This window comes from Cohnella rhizosphaerae (assembly GCF_029525575.1).
GTDB classification, from domain to species: domain Bacteria; phylum Bacillota; class Bacilli; order Paenibacillales; family Paenibacillaceae; genus Cohnella; species Cohnella rhizosphaerae.
Genome location: NZ_JAPDIA010000007.1, coordinates 173,842 through 194,582 on the forward strand (window position 1 = coordinate 173,842; position 20,741 = coordinate 194,582).

17 protein-coding genes are annotated in these 20,741 nt (G+C 53.3%); 12 read left to right on the forward strand and 5 right to left on the reverse strand.

Annotated features, from left to right (window positions below):
- Positions 1-503: 503 nt before the first annotated feature.
- Entirely contained in the window at positions 504-3,473 is a 2,970-nt protein-coding gene (locus OMP40_RS18575) for a cadherin-like beta sandwich domain-containing protein (protein ID WP_277533634.1), read from the forward strand.
- 423 nt (positions 3,474-3,896) lie between these two features.
- Positions 3,897-4,163, forward strand: a complete 267-nt coding sequence (locus OMP40_RS41960; RefSeq protein WP_420872019.1) for an AraC family transcriptional regulator N-terminal domain-containing protein — start codon at positions 3,897-3,899, stop codon at positions 4,161-4,163.
- A gap of 87 nt (positions 4,164-4,250) precedes the next feature.
- On the opposite strand, the gene OMP40_RS18585 is transcribed toward OMP40_RS41960, so the two are convergent.
- Positions 4,251-5,300, reverse strand: coding sequence for an NADP-dependent oxidoreductase (locus tag OMP40_RS18585; protein WP_277533638.1), 1,050 nt, complete (start codon positions 5,298-5,300; stop codon positions 4,251-4,253).
- 206 nt (positions 5,301-5,506) lie between these two features.
- Between OMP40_RS18585 and OMP40_RS18590 the strand changes: the two genes are divergently transcribed.
- The 3 genes from OMP40_RS18590 to OMP40_RS18600 all read left to right on the forward strand — a co-directional run bounded on the left by OMP40_RS18590 (position 5,507) and on the right by OMP40_RS18600 (position 7,734).
- A complete protein-coding gene (locus OMP40_RS18590; RefSeq protein ID WP_277533640.1) occupies positions 5,507-6,067 on the forward strand; it encodes a TetR/AcrR family transcriptional regulator in 561 nt (186 codons plus the stop codon).
- Between the two features lie 63 nt (positions 6,068-6,130).
- Positions 6,131-6,706, forward strand: a complete 576-nt coding sequence (locus OMP40_RS18595) for a TetR/AcrR family transcriptional regulator (protein WP_277533642.1) — start codon at positions 6,131-6,133, stop codon at positions 6,704-6,706.
- Between the two features lie 176 nt (positions 6,707-6,882).
- Positions 6,883-7,734: an SDR family NAD(P)-dependent oxidoreductase gene (locus tag OMP40_RS18600; protein ID WP_277533643.1), complete on the forward strand. Its 852-nt coding sequence runs from the start codon at positions 6,883-6,885 to the stop codon at positions 7,732-7,734.
- A 78-nt stretch (positions 7,735-7,812) separates the two neighbouring features.
- Here the strand turns inward: OMP40_RS18600 and OMP40_RS18605 are convergent, their stop codons facing one another.
- Positions 7,813-8,361, reverse strand: a complete 549-nt coding sequence (locus OMP40_RS18605) for a PadR family transcriptional regulator (protein ID WP_277533644.1) — start codon at positions 8,359-8,361, stop codon at positions 7,813-7,815.
- Positions 8,358-9,200: a sialate O-acetylesterase gene (locus OMP40_RS18610; RefSeq protein ID WP_277533646.1), complete on the reverse strand. Its 843-nt coding sequence runs from the start codon at positions 9,198-9,200 to the stop codon at positions 8,358-8,360. The genes OMP40_RS18605 and OMP40_RS18610 overlap by 4 nt, the downstream gene beginning before the upstream one ends.
- A gap of 309 nt (positions 9,201-9,509) precedes the next feature.
- Here OMP40_RS18610 and OMP40_RS18615 point away from each other — a divergent pair, with 309 nt between their 5' ends.
- The gene (locus OMP40_RS18615) at positions 9,510-12,287 is read left to right on the forward strand and encodes an amidase family protein (RefSeq protein WP_277533648.1); all 2,778 of its coding nucleotides are present in this window, start codon (positions 9,510-9,512) and stop codon (positions 12,285-12,287) included.
- Positions 12,260-12,562, forward strand: coding sequence for an S-layer homology domain-containing protein (locus OMP40_RS18620; RefSeq protein ID WP_277534884.1), 303 nt, complete (start codon positions 12,260-12,262; stop codon positions 12,560-12,562). The genes OMP40_RS18615 and OMP40_RS18620 overlap by 28 nt, the downstream gene beginning before the upstream one ends.
- Positions 12,563-12,624: 62 nt before the next feature.
- Here the strand turns inward: OMP40_RS18620 and OMP40_RS18625 are convergent, their stop codons facing one another.
- Positions 12,625-13,458, reverse strand: coding sequence for a helix-turn-helix transcriptional regulator (locus OMP40_RS18625; protein WP_277533649.1), 834 nt, complete (start codon positions 13,456-13,458; stop codon positions 12,625-12,627).
- Between the two features lie 127 nt (positions 13,459-13,585).
- On the opposite strand from OMP40_RS18625, the gene OMP40_RS18630 reads away from it, so the two are divergent.
- From OMP40_RS18630 to OMP40_RS18650, 5 genes are all read left to right on the forward strand, one after another.
- The gene (locus OMP40_RS18630; protein ID WP_277533650.1) at positions 13,586-13,825 is read left to right on the forward strand and encodes an SDR family NAD(P)-dependent oxidoreductase; all 240 of its coding nucleotides are present in this window, start codon (positions 13,586-13,588) and stop codon (positions 13,823-13,825) included.
- Positions 13,743-14,405 (forward strand): SDR family NAD(P)-dependent oxidoreductase, encoded by a 663-nt coding sequence (locus tag OMP40_RS18635; RefSeq protein ID WP_277533652.1) that lies wholly within the window; start codon positions 13,743-13,745, stop codon positions 14,403-14,405. The genes OMP40_RS18630 and OMP40_RS18635 overlap by 83 nt, the downstream gene beginning before the upstream one ends.
- A gap of 169 nt (positions 14,406-14,574) precedes the next feature.
- A complete protein-coding gene (locus OMP40_RS18640) occupies positions 14,575-16,314 on the forward strand; it encodes an ABC-F family ATP-binding cassette domain-containing protein (protein WP_277533653.1) in 1,740 nt (579 codons plus the stop codon).
- A 716-nt stretch (positions 16,315-17,030) separates the two neighbouring features.
- The gene (locus OMP40_RS18645) at positions 17,031-17,645 is read left to right on the forward strand and encodes a hypothetical protein (RefSeq protein WP_277533654.1); all 615 of its coding nucleotides are present in this window, start codon (positions 17,031-17,033) and stop codon (positions 17,643-17,645) included.
- Positions 17,587-19,290: a MalT transcriptional regulator family protein gene (locus OMP40_RS18650; protein ID WP_277533655.1), complete on the forward strand. Its 1,704-nt coding sequence runs from the start codon at positions 17,587-17,589 to the stop codon at positions 19,288-19,290. The genes OMP40_RS18645 and OMP40_RS18650 overlap by 59 nt, the downstream gene beginning before the upstream one ends.
- A gap of 51 nt (positions 19,291-19,341) precedes the next feature.
- Here the strand turns inward: OMP40_RS18650 and OMP40_RS18655 are convergent, their stop codons facing one another.
- Complete coding sequence (locus tag OMP40_RS18655; protein ID WP_277533656.1) at positions 19,342-20,733, reverse strand: alpha/beta hydrolase family protein; 1,392 nt, start codon at positions 20,731-20,733, stop codon at positions 19,342-19,344.
- Positions 20,734-20,741 lie beyond the last annotated feature (8 nt).

The window sequence follows — 20,741 nt, forward strand, 5'->3', positions numbered from 1 at the left end:
TTGTCACGGTGGTAGGCACAGGAGCGAGGGGGGGCCTCGGGAGATGGAGGACCGGCGACGTCGGCCCAGTTGAATTCTCCTCAGAACGTCGTTTTCGACAGCGCCGGGAACATGTACATCTCCGATCAGAACGAGAACCGGGTTCGCAAGGTCGATGCGCTGACCGGAGAGATCAGCACGTTGGCGGGTACGGGAACCAGCGGCGATTCAGGCGACGGAGGTCAGGCGGCATCGGCGCAATTGTCTTCGCCTTACGCCCTTGCGTTCCACGACGGCGAGTTGTACATCGGGGGGATTCGGAACGGTCAGAAAGGTCGATCTCCCCCTCTGGAACGATCAGCACGGTGGCGGGCAACGGAAGTTGCAATGACGGTGCCGACATTGGAGATGGGGGGCCGGCCATATCGGCCAACCTATGCTGGATCCGGGGCCTTGCGTTTGACAGCCATGGCAATATGTATATCTCGAGCACGAACGATGCCCGCGTTCGGAAGGTCAATGCGTTGACAGGAATCATCAGCACGGTGGCAGGTACGGGAGAGCAAGGTTATTCAGCGGTCGAGACGTCCGCGGCGTTGTCGCCCTTAACCGCGGTGGCCGGATTGGCCGTGGACGACGAGGACAATCTGTATATTGTCGAGGAATACTCCTCAAGCACGAACGGATTTATTCGCAAAGTAGATCCGTCAGGCAACATCAGCATTGTGGCCGGAGGAGGCAACCTGGAGACGGGTCCGGCTACTTCCGTTAATTTAAACGGTCCGATCGGCCTGACCTTCCACAACGGCGAGCTCTTTATCTCAACTTACACGACGATACTCAAATTAGACCTAGCTGCAGGCACGATCAGCAAAGTTGCGGGATCAGGGAATACCGGCTATTCGGGCGACGGCGGTCCCGCCTCCGCTGCCAATTTATTTTCACCTAACGGCGTCGCCTTTGACGGCGATGGTTATCTGCATATTGCGGATACAGAGAACCATGTGGTCCGGAGAATCGGCGAGTCCAATGATGCCGGCTTGAGCAGCCTGACCTTGTCCAGCGGCAGCCTGAGTCCGGGGTTCTCTTCGGGAACCACGGACTACACGGCCGTCATACCAAGCAGCGAGAGCAGCATTACGGTCACGCCGACCGTCAGGGACAGCTACGCAACGGTGGAGGTCAACGGTACGGCGGTAACGAGCGGCATGGAATCTGGCGCTATCGACTTGAGCGTGGGAGACACTGTGGCGATCGTCGTGACGGCAGAGGATGGCACGAAGAAGACGTACAAAGTGACACGGACGTCGCTCAGCAATGCGAACCTGAGCAGCCTGACGTTGTCGAGCGGCGTCCTAAGCCCAACGTTCGCGCCGGGCACGACGGGCTACGCGGCGAGCGTGGCGAACGGCGTGAGCAGCATCGCGGTTACGCCGACGGTGAGCGACAGTAACGCGACGGTGAAGGTGAACGGAACGACGGTGACGAGCGGTGCGGCTTCGGGTGCCATTACCCTGAGCGTGGGGGACAACCCGATATCGGTCGTCGTGACGGCACAGGACGGCACGACGACGAGCACGTACGCCGTGATGGTGACTAGAGCGCCAAGCGGCAATGCGAACCTGAGCAGCCTGACGTTGTCGAGCGGCAGCTTGAGTCCGGCGTTTGCAGCGGGCACGACGGGCTACACGGCGAGCGTGGCGAACGGCGTGAGCAGCATCACGGTTACGCCGACGGTGAGCGACAGTAACGCGACGGTGAAGGTGAACGGAACGACGGTGACGAGCGGTGCGGCTTCGGGTGCCATTACCCTGAGCGTGGGGGACAACCCGATATCGGTCGTCGTGACGGCACAGGACGGCACGACGACGAGCACGTACGCCGTGATGGTGACTAGAGCGCCAAGCGGCAATGCGAACCTGAGCAGCTTGACGTTGTCGAGCGGCAGCTTGAGTCCGGCATTTGCAGCGGGCACGACGAGCTACGCGGCGAGCGTGGGGAACGGCGTGAGCAGCATCACAGTTACGCCGACGGTGAGCGACAGTAACGCGACGGTGAAGGTGAACGGTACGACCGTGACAAGCGGTGCGGCCTCGGGTGCCATTACCCTGAGCGTCGGGGACAACCCGATATCGGTCGTCGTGACGGCGCAGGACGGCACGACGACGAAGACGTACGCCGCGACAGTGACTAGAGCGCCAAGCGGCAACGCGAGCCTGAGCAGCTTGACGTTGTCGAGCGGCGTCCTAAGCCCGACGTTCGCGCCGGGCACGACGAGCTACGCGGCGAGCGTGGCGAACGGCGTGAGCGGCATCACGGTTACGCCGACGGTAAGCGACAGTAACGCGACGGTGAAGGTCAACGGTACGACCGTGACGAGCGGTGCGGCCTCGGGAGCGATCAACCTAAGCGTCGGGGACAACCCGATATCGGTCGTCGTGACGGCGGAGGACGGCACGACGACGAGCACGTACGCCGTGACGGTGACTAGAGCTGCGACGATTGCCGGCGGAGACAGCGTCAGCAGGAGTGCGAATGCAAGCCTGAGCGGCTTGACGCTGTCGAGCGGGAGCTTGAGTCCGGCGTTTGCAGCGGGCACGACGGGCTACGCGGCAAGCGTGGCGAACGGCGTGAGCAGCATCACGGTTACGCCAACCTTAAGCGACCGTACCGCGACGGTGAAGGTGAACGGTGCGACGGTGACGAGCGGCTCGGCATCCGGCGCCATCGGCCTGAGCGTGGGGGACAACCTGATTACGGTCGCGGTGACGGCACAGGACGGCACGACGACGAGGACGTACATCGTGACGGTGAAGCGAGCAGGCGATAGCGCCTCGCCGCCAGCCTCGCCGGGCCCTCTTCTCAACGATGCCATCACGAACGTTAAGAAAGTGAAGGAAGCTGCTCTGGCTGCGCTTGACCGGACAGCTCCTGAGCCGTTCCCTGATGTGCCGACGAACAGCTGGAGCTCCCGAGCGATTGAAGTCGCCCTGCAGCTGGGCATCGTGCAAGGAAGACCGGACGGCAGCTTCCACGGAGGCGAATCGATTACCCGCGCAGAGTTTGTCGCGATGGTGGCGAAGGCTTTGTATCTCGACACGACAAGCGAGCGGGACGTTACGTTCTCCGATACGCAAGGTCACTGGGCTGCGCCGGCCATCGAGACTTTGAAAGCCGCCGGCGTGATCGAAGGCGTAGGCGCGGGTTCGTTCAAGCCTGATCAGCCGATAACCCGCGCCGAGATTTCAGCGATCCTGGCACGGATGATGGTTTTCGACCAGACGACTGGCAACGCCTATTTCTCGGACACAAGCGACAGCTGGGCGCGTCCCTATATCGCACAAATGGCTGATGCGGATATTGTGAGAGGCGCGGGCGACGGCAAGTTTTATCCGAACGCTTATACGACTCGCGAACAGGCGGTAGCGATGATTATTCGAATGCTGACCGTATGCCGCAATGTTGATCTGCAGTTGATAGACCTTTCCAAATAGCTCGTTATCGAAAGGCACAGATTCTCGCATCCGAGAGCTGTGCCAGGGGCCTAACGTGAAAAAGAGACTTCTTCTCAAGTTCAAGATTTTGAACTCGAGAGAAGTCTCTTTTTTGGTTTCGTCATGTTCGATTGACTTAATCAACCATACCGCAAGTGAAGTCGAAAGTTATTGCGCGTGACGTTTGCCGAATCCCATCAAAGTTGTGCCTAATCCTCTCAAGTCGCCTTCCCAGGCGGATCAATATCGATTAAGTTTAAAGTTACAAATCGTTGTTGGGGAGGACCATATGTCGGATCAATTCTCTCGATTGCAAAAAGAACTTGCCGAGCTGGTTAGTCGACATACAGACAAAGACGGATATTGGCCGACGATCATTCCGCAGCTGGGATTTTCTCGTTATTCCGCTTCTCATTACTCCACATGGTCTGGGTCGCCTTACGGACGCTACAACCCTTCCATCGGCATCGTCGTTCAAGGCACAAAAAAAACATTTTTTTGGGCAATGAGCGCTTCACGTATGGCCCATCCAAATACGTTGTTGCCTCCATGGATTGGCCCATTGTCATGGAATCGCCCGATGCATCTCCCGAAGCTCCCAATTTATTTTGCCGGATTGCGTTTACGCCCGACATGAGGACCTGGCAGTTGAAAGGCTGGAGGAGGCTTACACCCCTCGTATGGACGTGAACGTTAAAAACTCCGATCCGGAAGCGATCGTCAAAATGGCAGCAACCGTTGGAAAAAGCATTGCGGTTCCGATTGCTTCTAAGTAATTTAGACGATAGAAAACACGAACAAGCAGCGGCAACCGCTGCTTGTTCGTGCAATTGTACGCATAGTTTCGAGGATCATCCCTGCTTTCTTTGAATGACTACCTTCCCCCCTCTTCGGATTTGTTTCGCACTTGCGGTACGCTTCGGATAATCCCTGAGATGTGAATGGGAAAATCCCACTCAAATGAACCTTCAATTTTTGCTCATGGACGTTTTGAAGGATGGACACTAAATCATCGTGGTTTGGCTCCGCATGAACAAATTGAGCCTCAATTCCGCGAATTTTCGGATGCTCATGAATCGCCATGGCGACTAGCGAGATGAGCTTGCCGCCATCCTTCAACACAGCGTAGCTTTTTCGCCCGGTTTCACCTATCTTCGGATCTAGAACGGTAGAGGATCGATCCATAACCATATCCAGTACAATATCTACAGGACTACGTATAGCCTTTGTAAAATCGGTTGTCGTATAATCAATGACCTCGTCGGCACCTAACTGTCGCACAAATTCATGGTTCATTTCAAGCGCCGTTGCAATCACATAGGCACCTGCTTGTTTGGCGAGTTGAACGGCAATATGTCCCACGCCGCCTGCACCTGCATGAATGAGAATGCGCTGCCCCGACTGTAGTTTTCCATACTTAAACAAAGACTGCCAGGCAGTCAACCCAACCGTTGGCCATGCAGCAGCTTCATGAAAAGACATCTCTTGTGGGACGATGGCAAGCGCGTTTTCTTCCATCACCACATAATCCGCATAAGCACCACCGTTGTTAATAGGAATTCCCATAACTCGGTCCCCCGGTTTCACATGCGTCACCTTATTTCCAACCTCAGTGACCACACCGGCAAGATCTGCACCCAGAACATATGGCAACTGAACCGGCAAAATGTCCCTAACCGCCCCGGAACGTAATATATAATCTGCCGGATTGATCGAAGCAGCATACATTTCTACTAAAACCTGTGTTTCTGTGATTACTGGCACATCTATCTCCTGTTCTTGTAAAATTGCTGGAATTCCGAATTCCTTCAGAGCGATAGCTTTCAAAATGAACGCCTCCTATTTTTCGTTATTTCTAAGCCTTGATAATTTATGAACAATCGTTTATTTATTAACGATTGTCTGTTATCGTGATCGTAACAAGGTTATAAGTCCGCTTCAATAGTTAAAGTAACGGCATTTGGTCATTTATGAACAAGATTCGATTGATCGTTCATTAACGAATAAAATGGCATGTACAAAAGGAGGGGCTTATGGATAGAAGAATACGAAAGACACAAAAAGCGATTATCGGGGCTTTTGTCGAACTGCTCGCAGAGAAAGATTTTAAAGATATTACAATCAATGAAGTAGCAGATCGGGCTGATGTTAGCCGCGGTACTATTTATTTGCATTACATGGACAAGTTCGATTTGTTGGATAAATGTATCGATTATTATTTTAAAAAATTATTTGAAAGCTGCATGCGTCTCGACGGCACTTCTCTTTTACTTTCGAAACCTCTGTTGGTCCGCACATTTGAGTATTTGGAACAACATGAATCCATATATAAGACTTTGCTCGTTAACAAAGGCATCCCTGCTTTCAGAAGCTACATGATGGATGAGATTCTGAGTAATCTTGGTGAATTGGTCGATGTGAGCGGCGTAAAACCGGACATGAACAAGGAAGTAGCGATACAGTTTGTGGCTTCGGCTATTGTTGGCGTACTCGAATGGTGGATTATCCACGCAACGCCTATTCCGGCCATGGATATAGCAGAACAATTGTGGTCACTGCTGGAGCGTATTCAAGTTATGCCTCATTTATTGTAGCTGTGAAATTTGAAGAAGTTGTTCATCATGGACTTGCGCCTATAGCACTGCTATAATGGGTGTATGAACACATACGACAAGATTTTGGCGGCTGCCCTTAAGGTACTCGAAGAGGAGGGCGGCGCCCAATTTTCGACGCGTGCCGTCACGGCGATCGCGCAGGTTACGGCTCCTACGCTCTACCACCATTTCGGCAATGCCGATGGACTTCTGAGCGCGGCTATCGTGGAAGCGTTCAAACAGTTGCTTGCAAGCAAGATTGCCGCTGCCGAGACCACCAATCCAGAGATGGCGCTTCGTCAAGGATGGGATGACTATGTCCGCTTCGCGGCGGCCCGTCCACGGATTTATGCGGCGATGATGGGACGGTTGCTCGAGGGCGCTCATATCGAGGCAGCAGATCAATCGCACCAAGCGCTGGTGCATAATGTTCAGAGGGTCGCTGCCGAAGGCAAGCTGGCCGTGCCGGCCCAGGCTGCGGCAGATCTGGTCTGGGCTTCCGCCAATACGGCCGCTTGGCTGTATGTGACGGCTCAGAGTCGTAAGGCGCCCCCACCCGAGCGCGACGTCATTGATCGCATTCGGGAAAGCGTCATGCAGATCATTTTGATCCAAGGGACGGACGCCGATTCAAAATGAAACTCCACAAATCACGGCACTTAAGAGAGATCGCCTATCCAAACCGGGATGGCGATCTTTTTCATTTTCGCAGGAGCTATAGCACTGCTATAGACAGTCCTGTATAGCGGTGCTATAATACCCGTATAACAGTGCTATACAGCGATCCATATGTTATCCAACTCAGGAGGGTTACGATGTCATCCAAAAATCAAGAGCTGGTTGTCGTAACGGGTACGTCCAGCGGTATCGGCAGGGCTACCGCGGAACGGCTCGCCGCTGACGGATTTCACGTTTTAGCCGGGGTTCGCCGCCAGGAAGACGCCGACAAGATTAGACGCCATAATATCGAGCCGGTGATCGTCGACATTACCAATCTCGACACCCTGAAGGCGCTGGCCGAACGGGTGAAGCAAGATCCGCTTGGCCGCTCTTTGCGGGCCGTGGTCAACAATGCCGGTATCGCCGTTAATGCGCCGCTTGAGATGGTTCCGCTCGATGAATTTCGCCGTCAGATCGAGGTCAGCGTAATCGGACAGGTCGCGGTGATTCAAGCGCTGACCCCCGCCTTGCTGAACAGCGGCGGGCGCGTGGTCAATATCGGTTCGCTTGGCGGCAAGATCTCCATGCCCGGCTTCGGCATTTATTCGGCTGCCAAGTATGCGATGGAGGCGGTCAATGACAGTCTTCGCCGGGAGATGTCCTCGTTCGGATTGAAGGTCATCATGATCACGCCTGGCGGTGTCAGCACGGGACTGTCGGAGCAAGGGATTAAGACGGCGGAGCGGCTAGCCAAGTTGATGACGCCGGACCAGCATAGGCGCCATGATCGTCTTTTCGCTGCCGTGAAGGCTCAGGCCGAGACGTGGGCAACGGACGGCATCCGCCCCGAGAAAGTGGCAGCGGTGGTGTCACGAGCCATCCACGCAAGCAAGCCGCGCACCCGCTATACGGCCGGTCGCGATTCGGCGCTGCTGACCCGACTGGTCCGTATTCTCCCGGACAAACTCCTCGACCGGATGCTCCGCAGCCTGATGAATCTGCAGTAACGGAAGAACCGAAGTGCCTAACGGTACGCTATCGCGTGAAAATAAGGAAAAGCCCCCTCGCACTCGCAACAGGGGGCTTTATTCCACATGTCCCTCTATAGCCTCTATAGCTGTCTTCAATTGCTCAAACCACGCCAAGTTAACCAAGTGATGAGAACGGGAATTTTCGTTCATGCGGCGGTAATAATCGATTGTGCCAGGGAGTTCTTGTGAGTTGGACAGGTACGCATCAAGAAGGGCGATTCGGGCTCTCGTCTGGTCGATTTGCGATTGGATCAGCGCCAGCAGTTTGTTTTTGTCGTATTCATCGGCAAAGAGGAGCGCCCCATAAAATTGTAGGTTCACATATTCCGACTTGGTGCCGTATTCGACCATTAATTTTTCGAATTCAGCCATTCCCGAGCCGGTGACTTTATAGCTCCGAATTTCGCGGCCACTGGTTGAAGGATTCTGCTGAACCTGTTCAATCCAGCCTTTTTCCTCAAGCTGCTGCAGATTGTAATAAAACGAGCCTTTCGTGAAGCTTACGATATATTGGTAATGGCGTTTTTCCATGAGGGCCAGTAGTTCATAGCCGTGAGCGCCGGGGTTTTGGATAAGCAAGCCAAGGATGAGTAAGGGGATCAAGGCTGCATAACCCTCCCGATCTTCGCCTCGTATTCCGCGTACGTGATTCGACCCGAAGCCAAATCCATGCTATGAAGGTAAATCTGCTCTATTTTCGAATAATCGCGCGCCACTTTCAGCGACTGCTCCTCACCCGGGATGGGCTCCAGGACATGACACTTGTTCGAAAAAGCTTCAAAATAGCGGTAGCCGAACTTGCGCTGCGAGACCGCGTCTAAATGAATGCCGTCAGGATTCGCGGTCAACTCCGCCGCTGTTACAAAATAACAATTAGGCTGCTCGTTAGCGAAGCGCTGCAATTGTTCATTGACCTGCCGATATTCTGTCGCATGCTGTCCAAAACCGGTCTTCCCAAGGAAATCGCCAAGTCCGCCAATGATCAACGGCACCTCATCAAGACGCAATTCGTTTCTTAGCGTCTCCATGATCAAGGTCAATTTCCCGTAATACGTTTCATGCAGCGAACGGTAACTGTCGCTCTCGCCCTGGTGCCAAAGGATTCCGCAGATTTGACTGGACCGCAAGGCGAAGCGGGCCTCGGACAAAGCATGCTGAAACAGGATGCCTTCCGGGTGCCAGTCGTTCAAGGAACTGCCGCCTTCCGCACAAGGAATCAACCCAACTTCCTCCTCGGGATTGGCCCTCGACCAGGCATCGGCGAAAGATGCCGCAAGGCTGACACCGGAAACCGGACGGTCATAATTAATCGGCTCTGTCATCATCTGCCACTGTCCATTGCGCAGCATTTTTATATTCTCACGATAGATCGGATCGACTTCATGCAAAAATCCACGGCCTGCCATATTCGACTGACCTAACATTAGAAATGATTTTATCATTTAACCTGCGCTCCTGTCATAGTAGTTATAGTCTAATTAGACTAAAAATATTATATAGTCTAATTAGACTATTGTCCATGAAGAAGGCTAGCTTATTCTGTGCACTCTGCCGGTGCCTGCGCAACGTTTTCATTGTATGTTATGTAATATTAATGGAATATATTAAATATCTGTGTTATAAAATATCACAATAAAACTCCTATTTTTCGTGTAGCATCAATAAAAATAATAAATAAGCTTAGGTTATATTGACTATCAATCATTATGAGGTTATATTTCCTTACATACAAAGGAGGGGAATCCTACATAATGAATAAATCAAAACGTCTGCGTCAAGGTAAAAAGCAAGTGATTGCTGCTTCAATTGCGTTATCCGTGATCGCAACGGGCGTATTTCCGTTTCAATCTGCGGATGCCTTAACGCGCGTTACCTCGGAGAGCGGCACGGTATGGGAGATTCACGATGCTTTTGCCCCCAGCCTGGACACGGGAAGTTTACGTACGGTCGGTTCTACGCAAGTACAAGGCTTCGGCAATATCTTTGTTAAAGTGTCGTCGCCCTCTGCTTCGCTGATGAATGGTCAGATGATGCGCGGGTTTAACCTGTCCTATGACGGCGTCAATAAATTTGTTTCCACGCAATCCGTCAATCTGGGAAATATATTGATCACGCGCGAGGTTTACGTCGATACCAAAAATAACAGAACGAGATTTTTTGATACGTTCACGAACGTGAATAACGTGGCCGTGAAGGTCGATGTCTCTTTCGGTGGCTCATTAGGCTACGGTACGACAACAAATGCCGCAGTCGTAAAGGCAACCTCCTCGCACGATCTCCAGGTCACGACGGATGATTCATGGGTTGTTGTAGACAGCAGCGCCAGAAACAATAAGCCGCTAGGCGTTGCAGTCGGATCCCCGGATCCATTCGACAATGGATTAACCGGATTAGGCGACCAGCAAAAGGATCCCTTCACGACGCCGATGGCCGAGTCCGGAAACGAAGCGAATTTCTATGGATTCATTCATACCTTAAATATTGAGCCGGGCCAGTCGAAGTCTCTCGTCAATTATGTACAAGTCGGAGAAGCCGGCGAAGAAGGATTAAACAATCTGGTTGCTACGCTGGATGGACTTAACGGTCAGCTGGATGTAACTGGACTAAGCAACGCGCAAATCCGTTCCATCAGCAACTGGGATATATCCGGCATAGAGGGGCTTGATACGGGAGACGCGCTGGTTATTCCAAACGCGCCTGCAGCCAATTCATTCGTCACTTCATCCCCCTACGATGTAACCAATAAATCGATTGCGGACATGCAGCAGGACATGATGAGCGGCAGAACCACTTCCGTACAAATTACGCAAGCCTATCTGGATCGAATCAAGGTCTACGATATGGGTCAACTAGGATTTCATGCTTTTCTGCATGTATCGGAGACCGCGCTTAGCCAGGCACAAGCGGCTGATGTCGCTCGCGCACAAGGCGCGAAAGGCGATTTGCTAGGGATTCCGATCGCGATCAAAGATATCTACGATACGAAGGATATGCCGACGACGGGCGGCAGCAAAGCGCTCGAGGGCTGGCAGCCAGAATCCGATGCCTTCCAGGTCAATAAGCTGCGAGAAGCCGGAGCCGTCATTATCGGTAAGGTTAACACCTCCGAGTTTGCGAACAGCGGCAGCTTTAGCGAGAGCGGCTGGCAGCAGACGTGGAACGCCCTTTATCCATCCAAAACATCGTTCGGCTCGAGCGGCGGGTCCGCGGTATCGGTTGCGGCCGATTTTGCGGCGGCGGCCATGGGATCGCAAACAGGCGTTTCTCTCTATGCGCCGACGACGGGCGCCAGCCTGAAGAGCTTCCGCGGTACGGATGGGATGGCGAGTACGACGGGCGTGATTCCGCTCACATGGGGCCAAGATTATGCAGGTCCGATCGCTAAGACGGTAACGGATCTGGCGATTATGCTGAATGCGACGACGGGTACGGATCCACAGGATATTTTCACGGTGACTGCCGATGCCGATCACAAACGTCCGGTCGACTGGAAGGAATCTCTGGACGTTAATGCCTTGCAAGGAAAGAAAATCGGATATATTCCTTCATCCTTCGTATCTACCTATGCGGACGACGATACCGGACAAGCCGTCATGGACAAATTCTCGCAGCTCCAAGCAGCCGGCGCGACCATGGTTGAGATGACGGCATTGCCGGCGGCGCCGACGCGTCCTTCGGGTATCAATGGATCTACGGAAGGCTGGGCCCGCTATATTGAGCTTCATAAGGACTTCCCTTACATCGATGGCGCAAGCGTGTTGGCTTCGGATAAGGTGCTTATCTATAATAAGAGAGGATATACGGCACCTACGCGCATGACGGAACAGGCGATACAAGATTACATTAAGTATCGAACGGACTATAAGGAAGTCATTAAAGGCTGGATGGACGAGAACGGCGTCGATGCTGTCGTGTACGCAGGCTTTATCAGCGACGTATACAACAACGACGCAGCAGCCGCTCAGTTAAGCTCCGACCGCGGCACGGGCGTATTAACGTCCAATGTCGGTCTGCCTACGGTCGTCGTTCCCGTAGGGACGAACGACAGCGGATATTCGATCTCGATGCAGCTTGTAGGCAGAGCGTGGGACGATGCCAAGGTTCTAGGTATGGCCTATGCGCTTGAGCAGCAGACGCAAGCTCGATTGCTCTCTTCATTTGTTCCGGCTCTTCCATATGTCTCAAACAATCCGGGTCCCATCATCGATAATGGACCAACGCCGCCCGTTAAAGAAGAGCCCGAGACGCCTCCGGAAACAACGACGCCACCGGAAGAGCCGGAAGCCGTTAATTTCACGGACACAACGTATCATTGGGCCAAAGCAAGCATTGACGTTCTTATTGGTAAAGGATTGCTGACGGGCTACGGAGATGGCACATTCCGTCCGAACGCGGGATTGACGCGTGCCGAAGCGATTAAGGTCATTGCCACTTACCTGGGACTTGAAGGAAAAGAAAGAGCTTTGCGGACGTATCCTCCACGCACTGGGCGAATAAGTTCATCGGCGCAACGGCCGAAGCGGGCTTGATGACAGGCTACGGAGATGGAACCTTCCGTCCGGACGAGAAGATGAGCCGCAGCGAGTTGGCGGCGCTCATTGCCAGAGCCTTTAAGCTGACGGGCACCGGACAAACGTCATTCAAAGACGTTAAAGGAAATGCATGGTCGTTCGAATACATCGATGCGCTCGCATCCAATCAGATTATTACAGGCTACACAGACAATTCGTTCAAGCCTGAACAAGGCATTACCAGGGCAGAGTTTGCAACCATCATGGCCAGATTGATAGAAACAAAAAAATAAAAGCGTAACGAAATCCGGCGGCCGCAGGGCCGCCATTTTTTTTCGGTATTTTGCCTTGGTTTTTAAGGATGTGTAGTCGTCAGATAGTGCGCTAAACGGGACTTTGTCGCTGGATGAGGGATATAAATCATGATCCGTTGATCGGGTTCATTCGGGAATTGAAGGGTGATATGCTCGAATTCAATGGCTCCCAGAGCGGGGTGGATAAGCTTCTTGTAGCCGTCAAGGGAGCTTGGCGCATCATGATACTGCCACATCCTTGTAAAATCGGCACTCGTTCTCTTCAGATCGTTGATTAATAAGTCAAATGAAACGTCGTTCGGATAGCGCGCTCTTGACGTTCGAAATTCGGCAATGATTTTGCGTGTGACAAGCTCCCAATCCTCCGAGCCTTCTCTCCATACGGGGTCGGTAAACTGGCGCCATATTAAATTATCATGATGAGGAGGCGTCAAGCTCTGGGTTGTGAATACGGCGGCCGCCGCATGATTCCAGGCTAGAAAATCCCACTTTTTCCCGATTACATAGGCTGGATTCGGATCTAGCGCATTCAGCATGTCCTGCGTCGTGGGGCTGATCTTCTCTTCCGTGATCGTCGATTGAGGAGGCGGCGATTCTCCGGCAAGCAAAAAGAGATGTCTTCGTTTGTTGGGTGTCAGCCGGAGCGCCGAAGCCAAGCTCTCCAGTACGCCTACCGACGGACGGATATCGCGGCCTTGCTCAAGACGGGTATACCATGAGAGTCCAATGTTGGCGATCCCGGCGACTTCCTCTCGCCTCAGGCCTTGCGTGCGGCGGCGATTGCCGGGCGAAATGCCCACCTCAAGGGGAGAAAGAGAGGACCGCAGATCTCGCAAGAAATGACCCAGCGCTAACCGGCGCTCCCTGTCGTTCAATTAAATCCTCCTCCTTATCCTATCACCGGCAATCCCACCATCAGGCAGGCTATCGTTACCGCTATATAGTTAAAGTATACTTGGCGCAGTTGACGAGTTCAACAAATCCGGGTCAAGGAGAATGAATATGACAACCATGGCGGGGAAATTATTGGACAGCAAGATCGTGATGATTACAGGTGCGGGACGAGGCATCGGAGCCGCCGCAGCAAGGCTGTTCGCTCAACAAGGAGCCTCGGTGATGCTTGTCGCAAGAACAGAGTCCGAGCTTGTCAAAGTCAGGAATGAAATTACGGCGTCGGGCGGAGAGGCGGCTTTTTTTTACAGCGGATGTGACGGATGGCAGCAGCGTCGAAGGAGCAGTTAGAGCTACAGTGGAACGCTATGGTCGTCTTGATGCCGCTTTTAATAACGCAGGCCTTGGAGTTACTGTATCCTCGCTGGTAGACGAAAAAGAAGAGGATTTCGACCTGATTCAGTCGGTCAACTATAAAGGCGTCTGGCTGTGTATGAAAGCCCAAATTAAAGCCATAATGGCGACTTCGGGATCGGGCTCGATCGTTAACGTCAGCAGCGTAGGCAGTCTGAAGGGCAATCCGGGATTGGGGGCGTACGGGGCATCTAAACGCGCGGTAAACAGCATGACGCAAACGGCTGCGGTCGAATATGGGCCGGCGGGTATCCGCGTCAATGCCATCGCTCCGGGAACCACGCTGACGGATATGATTCAGCAGTGGGTTTCCATTAACCCTGACATCATTGAACAAATTAGCGCCAAGACCCCTCTTCGGCGTCCGGCCGAACCTGTTGAGATCGCGAATGCGGCTGCCTGGTTGCTTAGTGACTATTCCTCTTTCGTTACGGGGGGTCGTTCTGCCTGTAGACGGCGGACTGCGTGCATAGCCAAGTCATTGAAATTGAATCGCAGACTGCCAAGAACGAGATAATAAGCGAGCAAAGGCCATCCGCAAAGGATGGCCTTAAACTTGCCGCTTCAGACAACTAACCGTCATCACAGGTTGGATGGGCTGCAAATCCGATTGAAGTTGGATATAAACAGTGTTACGCTAACATCTACTGCGATTCACCAATATCGTTACAAAGAAAGGTCATACGATGATAAAAGTCGATAAACTATCCTTCTCGTTTCCGCAAAAGGAACTATATCATCATATTTCATTTACGCTTGAAGAAGGACAACATTGCGCTTTCATAGGAACTAGCGGCAATGGGAAAAGTACGTTGATCGACATGCTGATGGATCCGGAGAAATACATGTTCGAGGGCATCTTGGAAATAGACCCGGCTTGCAAAATCGGGCATGTCAGTCAATTCTCTCCACTCGATCAAACGAACGACACGACCGTTTTTGAATATATAGGCGAAGAATTGATCAAGATTCAAAATGAAATTGCATCGATTTGCGCTGAAATGGAATCGTCCTCGGATCTGGAATCGTTGTTGGAAAAGTATCAACACGCTTTGGATGCATTAGAAGCAATCGGCGGGGACGACTTCGAAAGCAACATTCATAAGAAACTCCATCTGGCGAGCCTCACGAAGCTAAAAGATCACAGGGTATCCGACCTCAGCGGCGGGGAATTTAAGCTTATTCAAGTGATGAAGGAAATGCTTCGTCGTCCCGACGTACTGATTATGGACGAGCCGGATGTATTTTTAGACTTCGAGAACCTGAACGCGCTCAAAAATCTGATTAATTCCCACAAAGGAACATTGCTCGTCGTTACGCACAACCGATATCTGTTGAATCACTGCTTCAACAAGATCCTGCACCTCGAAAACACGGAGATCCAGGAGTTTGACGGGCGGTATATGGATTATAACTTCTCCCTGCTTCAGTCTAAAATCGAGCTGCAGGAGCTTGCGGTCGCCGAGGCCGAAGAAAGCGAAAGAAACGAGAAAGTCATCCAGAATCTAAGAGCGATTGCAACTTATAATTCAGAAGCCTCCAGAGGCAGAGCGCTAAAAGCTAGAGTCAGGTTCCAAGAGAGATTGGAAGCGCGCAGAATTAAAGCGCCGTTCGTCGCGATGAAGCAGCCGGCGATTCGTTTCGATATGGATCGTGAAGTGGAAGACCGCACCGTGATCCGGGTGAGTAATTACAGGGCTGCCTTCGATGAATTGCTTTTGGACCATGTTAGCTTTGAGATCAAATCGACGGATAAAGTCGCCATTATTGGCGCGAACGGTACCGGGAAAACGACGTTACTCCGAGATATCTTTAAAAACAATCATGATGCAATTGAAATCCATACTGACGTTAAAGCCGCTTATCTCTCTCAGATGCAAGGCGAAGTGCTAAAGGATTCGAATACGATATTAGAAGAATTCATCGATGCCGGGTTTAAAACTTATGATGAGGTTAGATCGTATCTTTCAAGCTATGGCTTCGAAGGAGAGATCGTGAATCAGAAGATCGCCTCTTTATCCGGCGGAGAGAAAAATTTGCTTCAAATCGCCAAAGTGGCCGCCAGTAAAGCCGACATCCTGCTGCTGGACGAACCGACAAGCCATTTAGATACCTATACGCAAATCGCTTTGGAAAAAGCGATTGAAGGCTATAAAGGCGCGATTCTCATGATTTCCCACGATTTCTATTCGGTTGTTAACGGGATGGATTACGTTTTAATCATCGAAGACAAGACGATCCGAAAAATGAGCATGCGAAAATTCAGGCAGATGATTTATGCCAGTCATTTTGACCGGGATTACCTGGAAAAGGAAGAAAAGAAAAAATCGGTTGAAATGAAAATAGAATCGGCATTAAAAGATACGGATTTCGAGCTTGCAAAAGGATGGGTCGACGAGCTTGAAGGGCTGATTAAGCTCCTTTAACGGTGTTGGATGCTGCCCGATTTCAGTTTGCTTCAGTAGCATGCGCAATCGTGCTCCATCTAGACACGGATAACCCGGGAACTGGGAGCCGCGAGCCGGGAGCCGGTGGCGATAAGTGTTGAAAAGCAGTTAATCGGCGCGCTGATCGGGGCTGGGGAGGAAATAAGTGTTCAACCGCATTTAATTTGTTCATGACCGAGTCAAAACGCCTGAAAGTGGGAATTTAATTGCGCTTCAACACTTATTTGGCCCAATAACGTCGTGATTAAAGGAAATAAATGCGTTTCAACAGCTAATTGCCGTGAGCGCGAGGACGCCAAGCCCGCCGAGCCCGCCGAGCCCGCCAGGCCCGCCAAGCCCGCCGAGCCCGCCGAGCCCGCCAGGCCCGCCAAGCCCGCCGAGCCCGCCAGGCGCGCCAGGCCCGCCAAGCCCGCAGGCCTGGCGTTGTTCAAGGTTAACTGTGGAGGCGTTGGCGCGGTTGGTTGTGCGTTCAGCGTTGACACTCACAATACATTGCGGCTCAAATCGGTAAATGTCCTAGCGGCGCATTGGAATTCATCATGAAAGAATCCTGACGAAACGTTGCTCGGACAAGAGATTATTTTCGTTGTCCTCCGGAGGGTTGCCAATTGATTGTCCAGACCAAGCTATACATTCCCCGTTTGCGTAACGCTTTAGTGCCGCGGCCGCAGTTGATGCGCAAGCTTGACGAGGGGATGGCAGCCAAGTTGACGCTAATCTCCGCTTCGGCCGGCTACGGGAAGACGACGACGCTCGGCGAATGGGCCAGACAAAGCGGCGTCCTTGTGGCGTGGGTATCGCTGGATAAGCAGGATGACGAATGGGTGCAGTTCTGGAGCTACGTCGCCGCTTCGATCCAGAAGCGGGTCCCCGGCTTTGCGCGCACGGTCTGGCCGCTGCTGGAGAAGGGGCCATCCGCATCGTCCGAATCGCAGGAGCCCGCGATCTCCGCATTGCTGAACGAGCTTCGTCGACTGTCCGCCGAGCTTGCGGTCGTTCTCGACGATTTTCATCTGATCGAGCTGCCCGCCATTCTGAAGTCATTGCGTTATTTGTTGGCGTACCTGCCTCCCCACGTTCATCTGTATATCGCGAGCCGTACCGACTCGTCCGTTTCCGACGCCGGACTGCTGGACCAGGGGGAAGTGCGGCGCATCACGGTCCAGGATTTGCGGTTTCGTCCGGACGAGGGTTTGACCTTTTTTCCGGGCTACGAACGGTTTGCCGTTGTCCGAACAGCAGGCGGCCGAATTGTGCGATCGGACCGAAGGCTGGATCAGCGGCCTGCAGCTCGCGGCGCTCGCGCTTAAGAGCAGCGGCGACGTCGCGAGATTCATCCGGCAATTCGACGGCCATCAGCACCAAATCTCCAATTATTTGCTCGAGGAAGTGTTCCGTCATCTATCGGACGAGCTGCGCGCTTTTTTGCTCCGAACGTCTATCTTGAGCCGCATGAATCAGGACTTGTGCGAAGCCGTAACGGGACACGCGAACAGCCAGGCATACTTGCAGCAGTTGGAACAATGGAATTTGTTCATCGCCCCGCTGGACGACCGGCGGAACTGGTATCGGTATCATCAGCTGCTGTCCGATTTTCTGCAGCGGCTGTTCGCCCAAAGCGCGCCCGAGGACTGGATGCTGGCGCATGCCCGCGCGGCCGAATGGCTGGAGCGCCATGGCTTCGAGGAGGATGCGGCCAGGCACTATTTGGAGGGCCGGCAGTATGACGGCGCCGTTCGCGTGATCGAGAACCATCTGCAAGCGTTCTTGCAGAAGAAGTTCGCTACGCTGAGCAGATGGATCTTGCAGCTGCCTGAGCCCTTCCTCTCGAAGCGGCCGATGGTCGAGATGTTCTATCTGCTGTTGCTCATCGGCATCCGGCAATGGGATAAGGCCCATGCGCGAGCAGAGCAGGCCAAGCGCCGCTACGAGAACCTGAAGGGGCAAATGGACGAAGCCGAATGGAACCGAATCATGGGCAATCTCTACTTCGTTTGCGCCTCCGCCAGCTATTTTCAGAAAGACCTGGACCGGGTATCGGCATACTTCGAGCTCGCGGACCGGTATACCCCGGAAGGCGGCTTCCTTCAAGCGATCGGGGACAATCGCTATAGCGGTTACGAAGAGTTCGAGGATCATATGTCGTTCATTAACGATTATCGGGCAGCGGCTGCGTTTCTGTTGAAATGGACGACCAGATGGGCGCATCAGAAGGGACATCCCTTTGCCGGGCGGCTTTACGCTTCTTACAGCATGCTGTTGTACGAATGGAACCGGATAGAGGAGGCCGAGCGCTGCATTCTTCAGGTCCTTCTCCCTCACGATACGGAGCTCAATACGCGGACCTTGATGCAGATTTACATCGCCGGCTCGCGAATTCAGCAGACGCTGGGCAACCCGGCGGCGGCTGCAGAGCTGCTGAAGCGGTTGGAAGGCCGGATCGAATCTCCCGACTATGCGCTTTTCCGGCGAAAAATAGAAGCGGAGAAGGCTTGTCTGGCCGTGCGCCAAGGCGCCCTGGATGCGGCTGCGGAATGGCTGGAGCGGTGCGGGATGGCCTCGACGGATGAGGTGTCGTTGAATGGCGTCGCGGAATACATCGCTTTGGGGAGAGTGCTCGCCGCATGCGGCCGTACGGAGGAGGCGTGGTCCTTGGCGGAACGTTTGCAGCAGTTGTTCCGGCAAGAGGACCGTCTCCGGGATCGGATTCGAATCCTCATCCTGCAAAGCGCGATCATGCATCGCGCCGGCCGAACGAAGGAGGCGTTCGATCTGCTGACGACCGCTTTGCGTTTGGCGGAACCGCAGGGGTTCGTTCGCAGCTTCGTGGACGAAGGCCGGGGGATGGCGGAGCTGCTGACCGCTTATGCGAGCGCGCATCAAGGCCCATCCATAGGGAATGCACATGACGTTCCATTGGATTATGTCCATCGATTGCTTCGAATCTCGGAATAGGAATTGCCGGACAAGGGCCATCCCAAGGGATGGCCCTTGAATGTTTTGCCGTTAATTGTTGTTCCCGATCCAGCTGGCGATATCCGCGATAACATGCGGATCCACGCTGCCCGGCATCTTGTATTCCGCCGCGGTGCCTTCCCCGCTGCCGGTATAGTCCATGAAGATGTGGTTCAATCCGGGGTACAGCTTCAAAGCTGCGTTCGGCTTGACCTTCAAGGCTTCCTGCCAGAGAACATAATCTTTGTCGGCAAATACCTGGAAGTCGTCGCCGCCCTGCAGAACCATGATCGGCTTATGCGATGCGGCTACCAGCTCTCCGGTATCGTGAAGATCCATATCGCGGAGATAATAAGCGGGCATGCCGAAGACGGATTGGCCGAGCGCTTCCTGTTCCGGCATCGTTTTGATGCTCGCTGCTTTGCGCAGCTCGGCGGCTATCAAATCGGCGTTCGCAGCCTTGGCCGGATCTTTGTCATCCATCGTCTCGATATAGGCTTTATTTTGATCGTAGACGAGCTCCCAGAGAGAGCGGGTCGTGCCTGCCATAATGACCAAGCCGGCAAAATCGCCGCCTTCCGCATCGATTCTGGGCGCCATCATGCCGCCAAGACTGTGCCCGATCACATAGACTTGGGAGGCGTTTATGCGCTTGTCTTTTTCAAGCAGCCGAGAGGCTGCGATCGCATCGTCAATCGTTTCTTCCTTGACTGTGAACTTTGCCAGCATCTCGGGGGTGAAGCTGCTCGCGTACGCCAACGTTCTTTTCTCGTAGCGAAGAACGGCGATGCCCTGCTCCGCCAGTCCCCACGCGATATCGCGGAATGGCTTGTTGGCGCCTATGGTTTCATCCCGATCGTTTGGACCGGAGCCATGGACAAGTACGGCTGCCGGCAGAGGACCGTCGGCCTCTCTGGGCATCGTTAAAGTCCCCTTCAGCGGGTAGGCCGTTCCCTCGCCGATTACGACCTCTTCTTCTACCAGTTGCGACGGCAGCTCTTTTTTGACAGGAGGGGCGGCGCTTGCGATGACAGCTTCGTTAAGGTCGGCGTTGTATGACGTGTACAGACCGAGCACCTTCTGGAAGAAGGCAAGCGGCACATAGACGCGGTCTTGTTTCAACAGCGCATCTTCTCCGAACGAGACGGGACCTTCTCCGTTGACGAAGGCGCTGTTGCCACCGATTTTAAACGTGATGGAGGCTGCGGGTACGAGAAGCAGAATTTCCTTTTCGGCTGCCCGGTATACGGTTTTCATCCCTAAAGCGTCAGCCGCGGCGCGCACGGGAATCATGACTTCATGGTTATTCAGGTAGGGCTGCGCATCTGCAAAAGGGATGGTTTTACCTTCGAGAAGCACCTTGATGGCGTTCGCGGACGCCTCGACCGAGAATGTCGTTAAAGGGACGATAAGCGCAATGAACAGTAAAAATGTTTTTTTCATGAATGAAC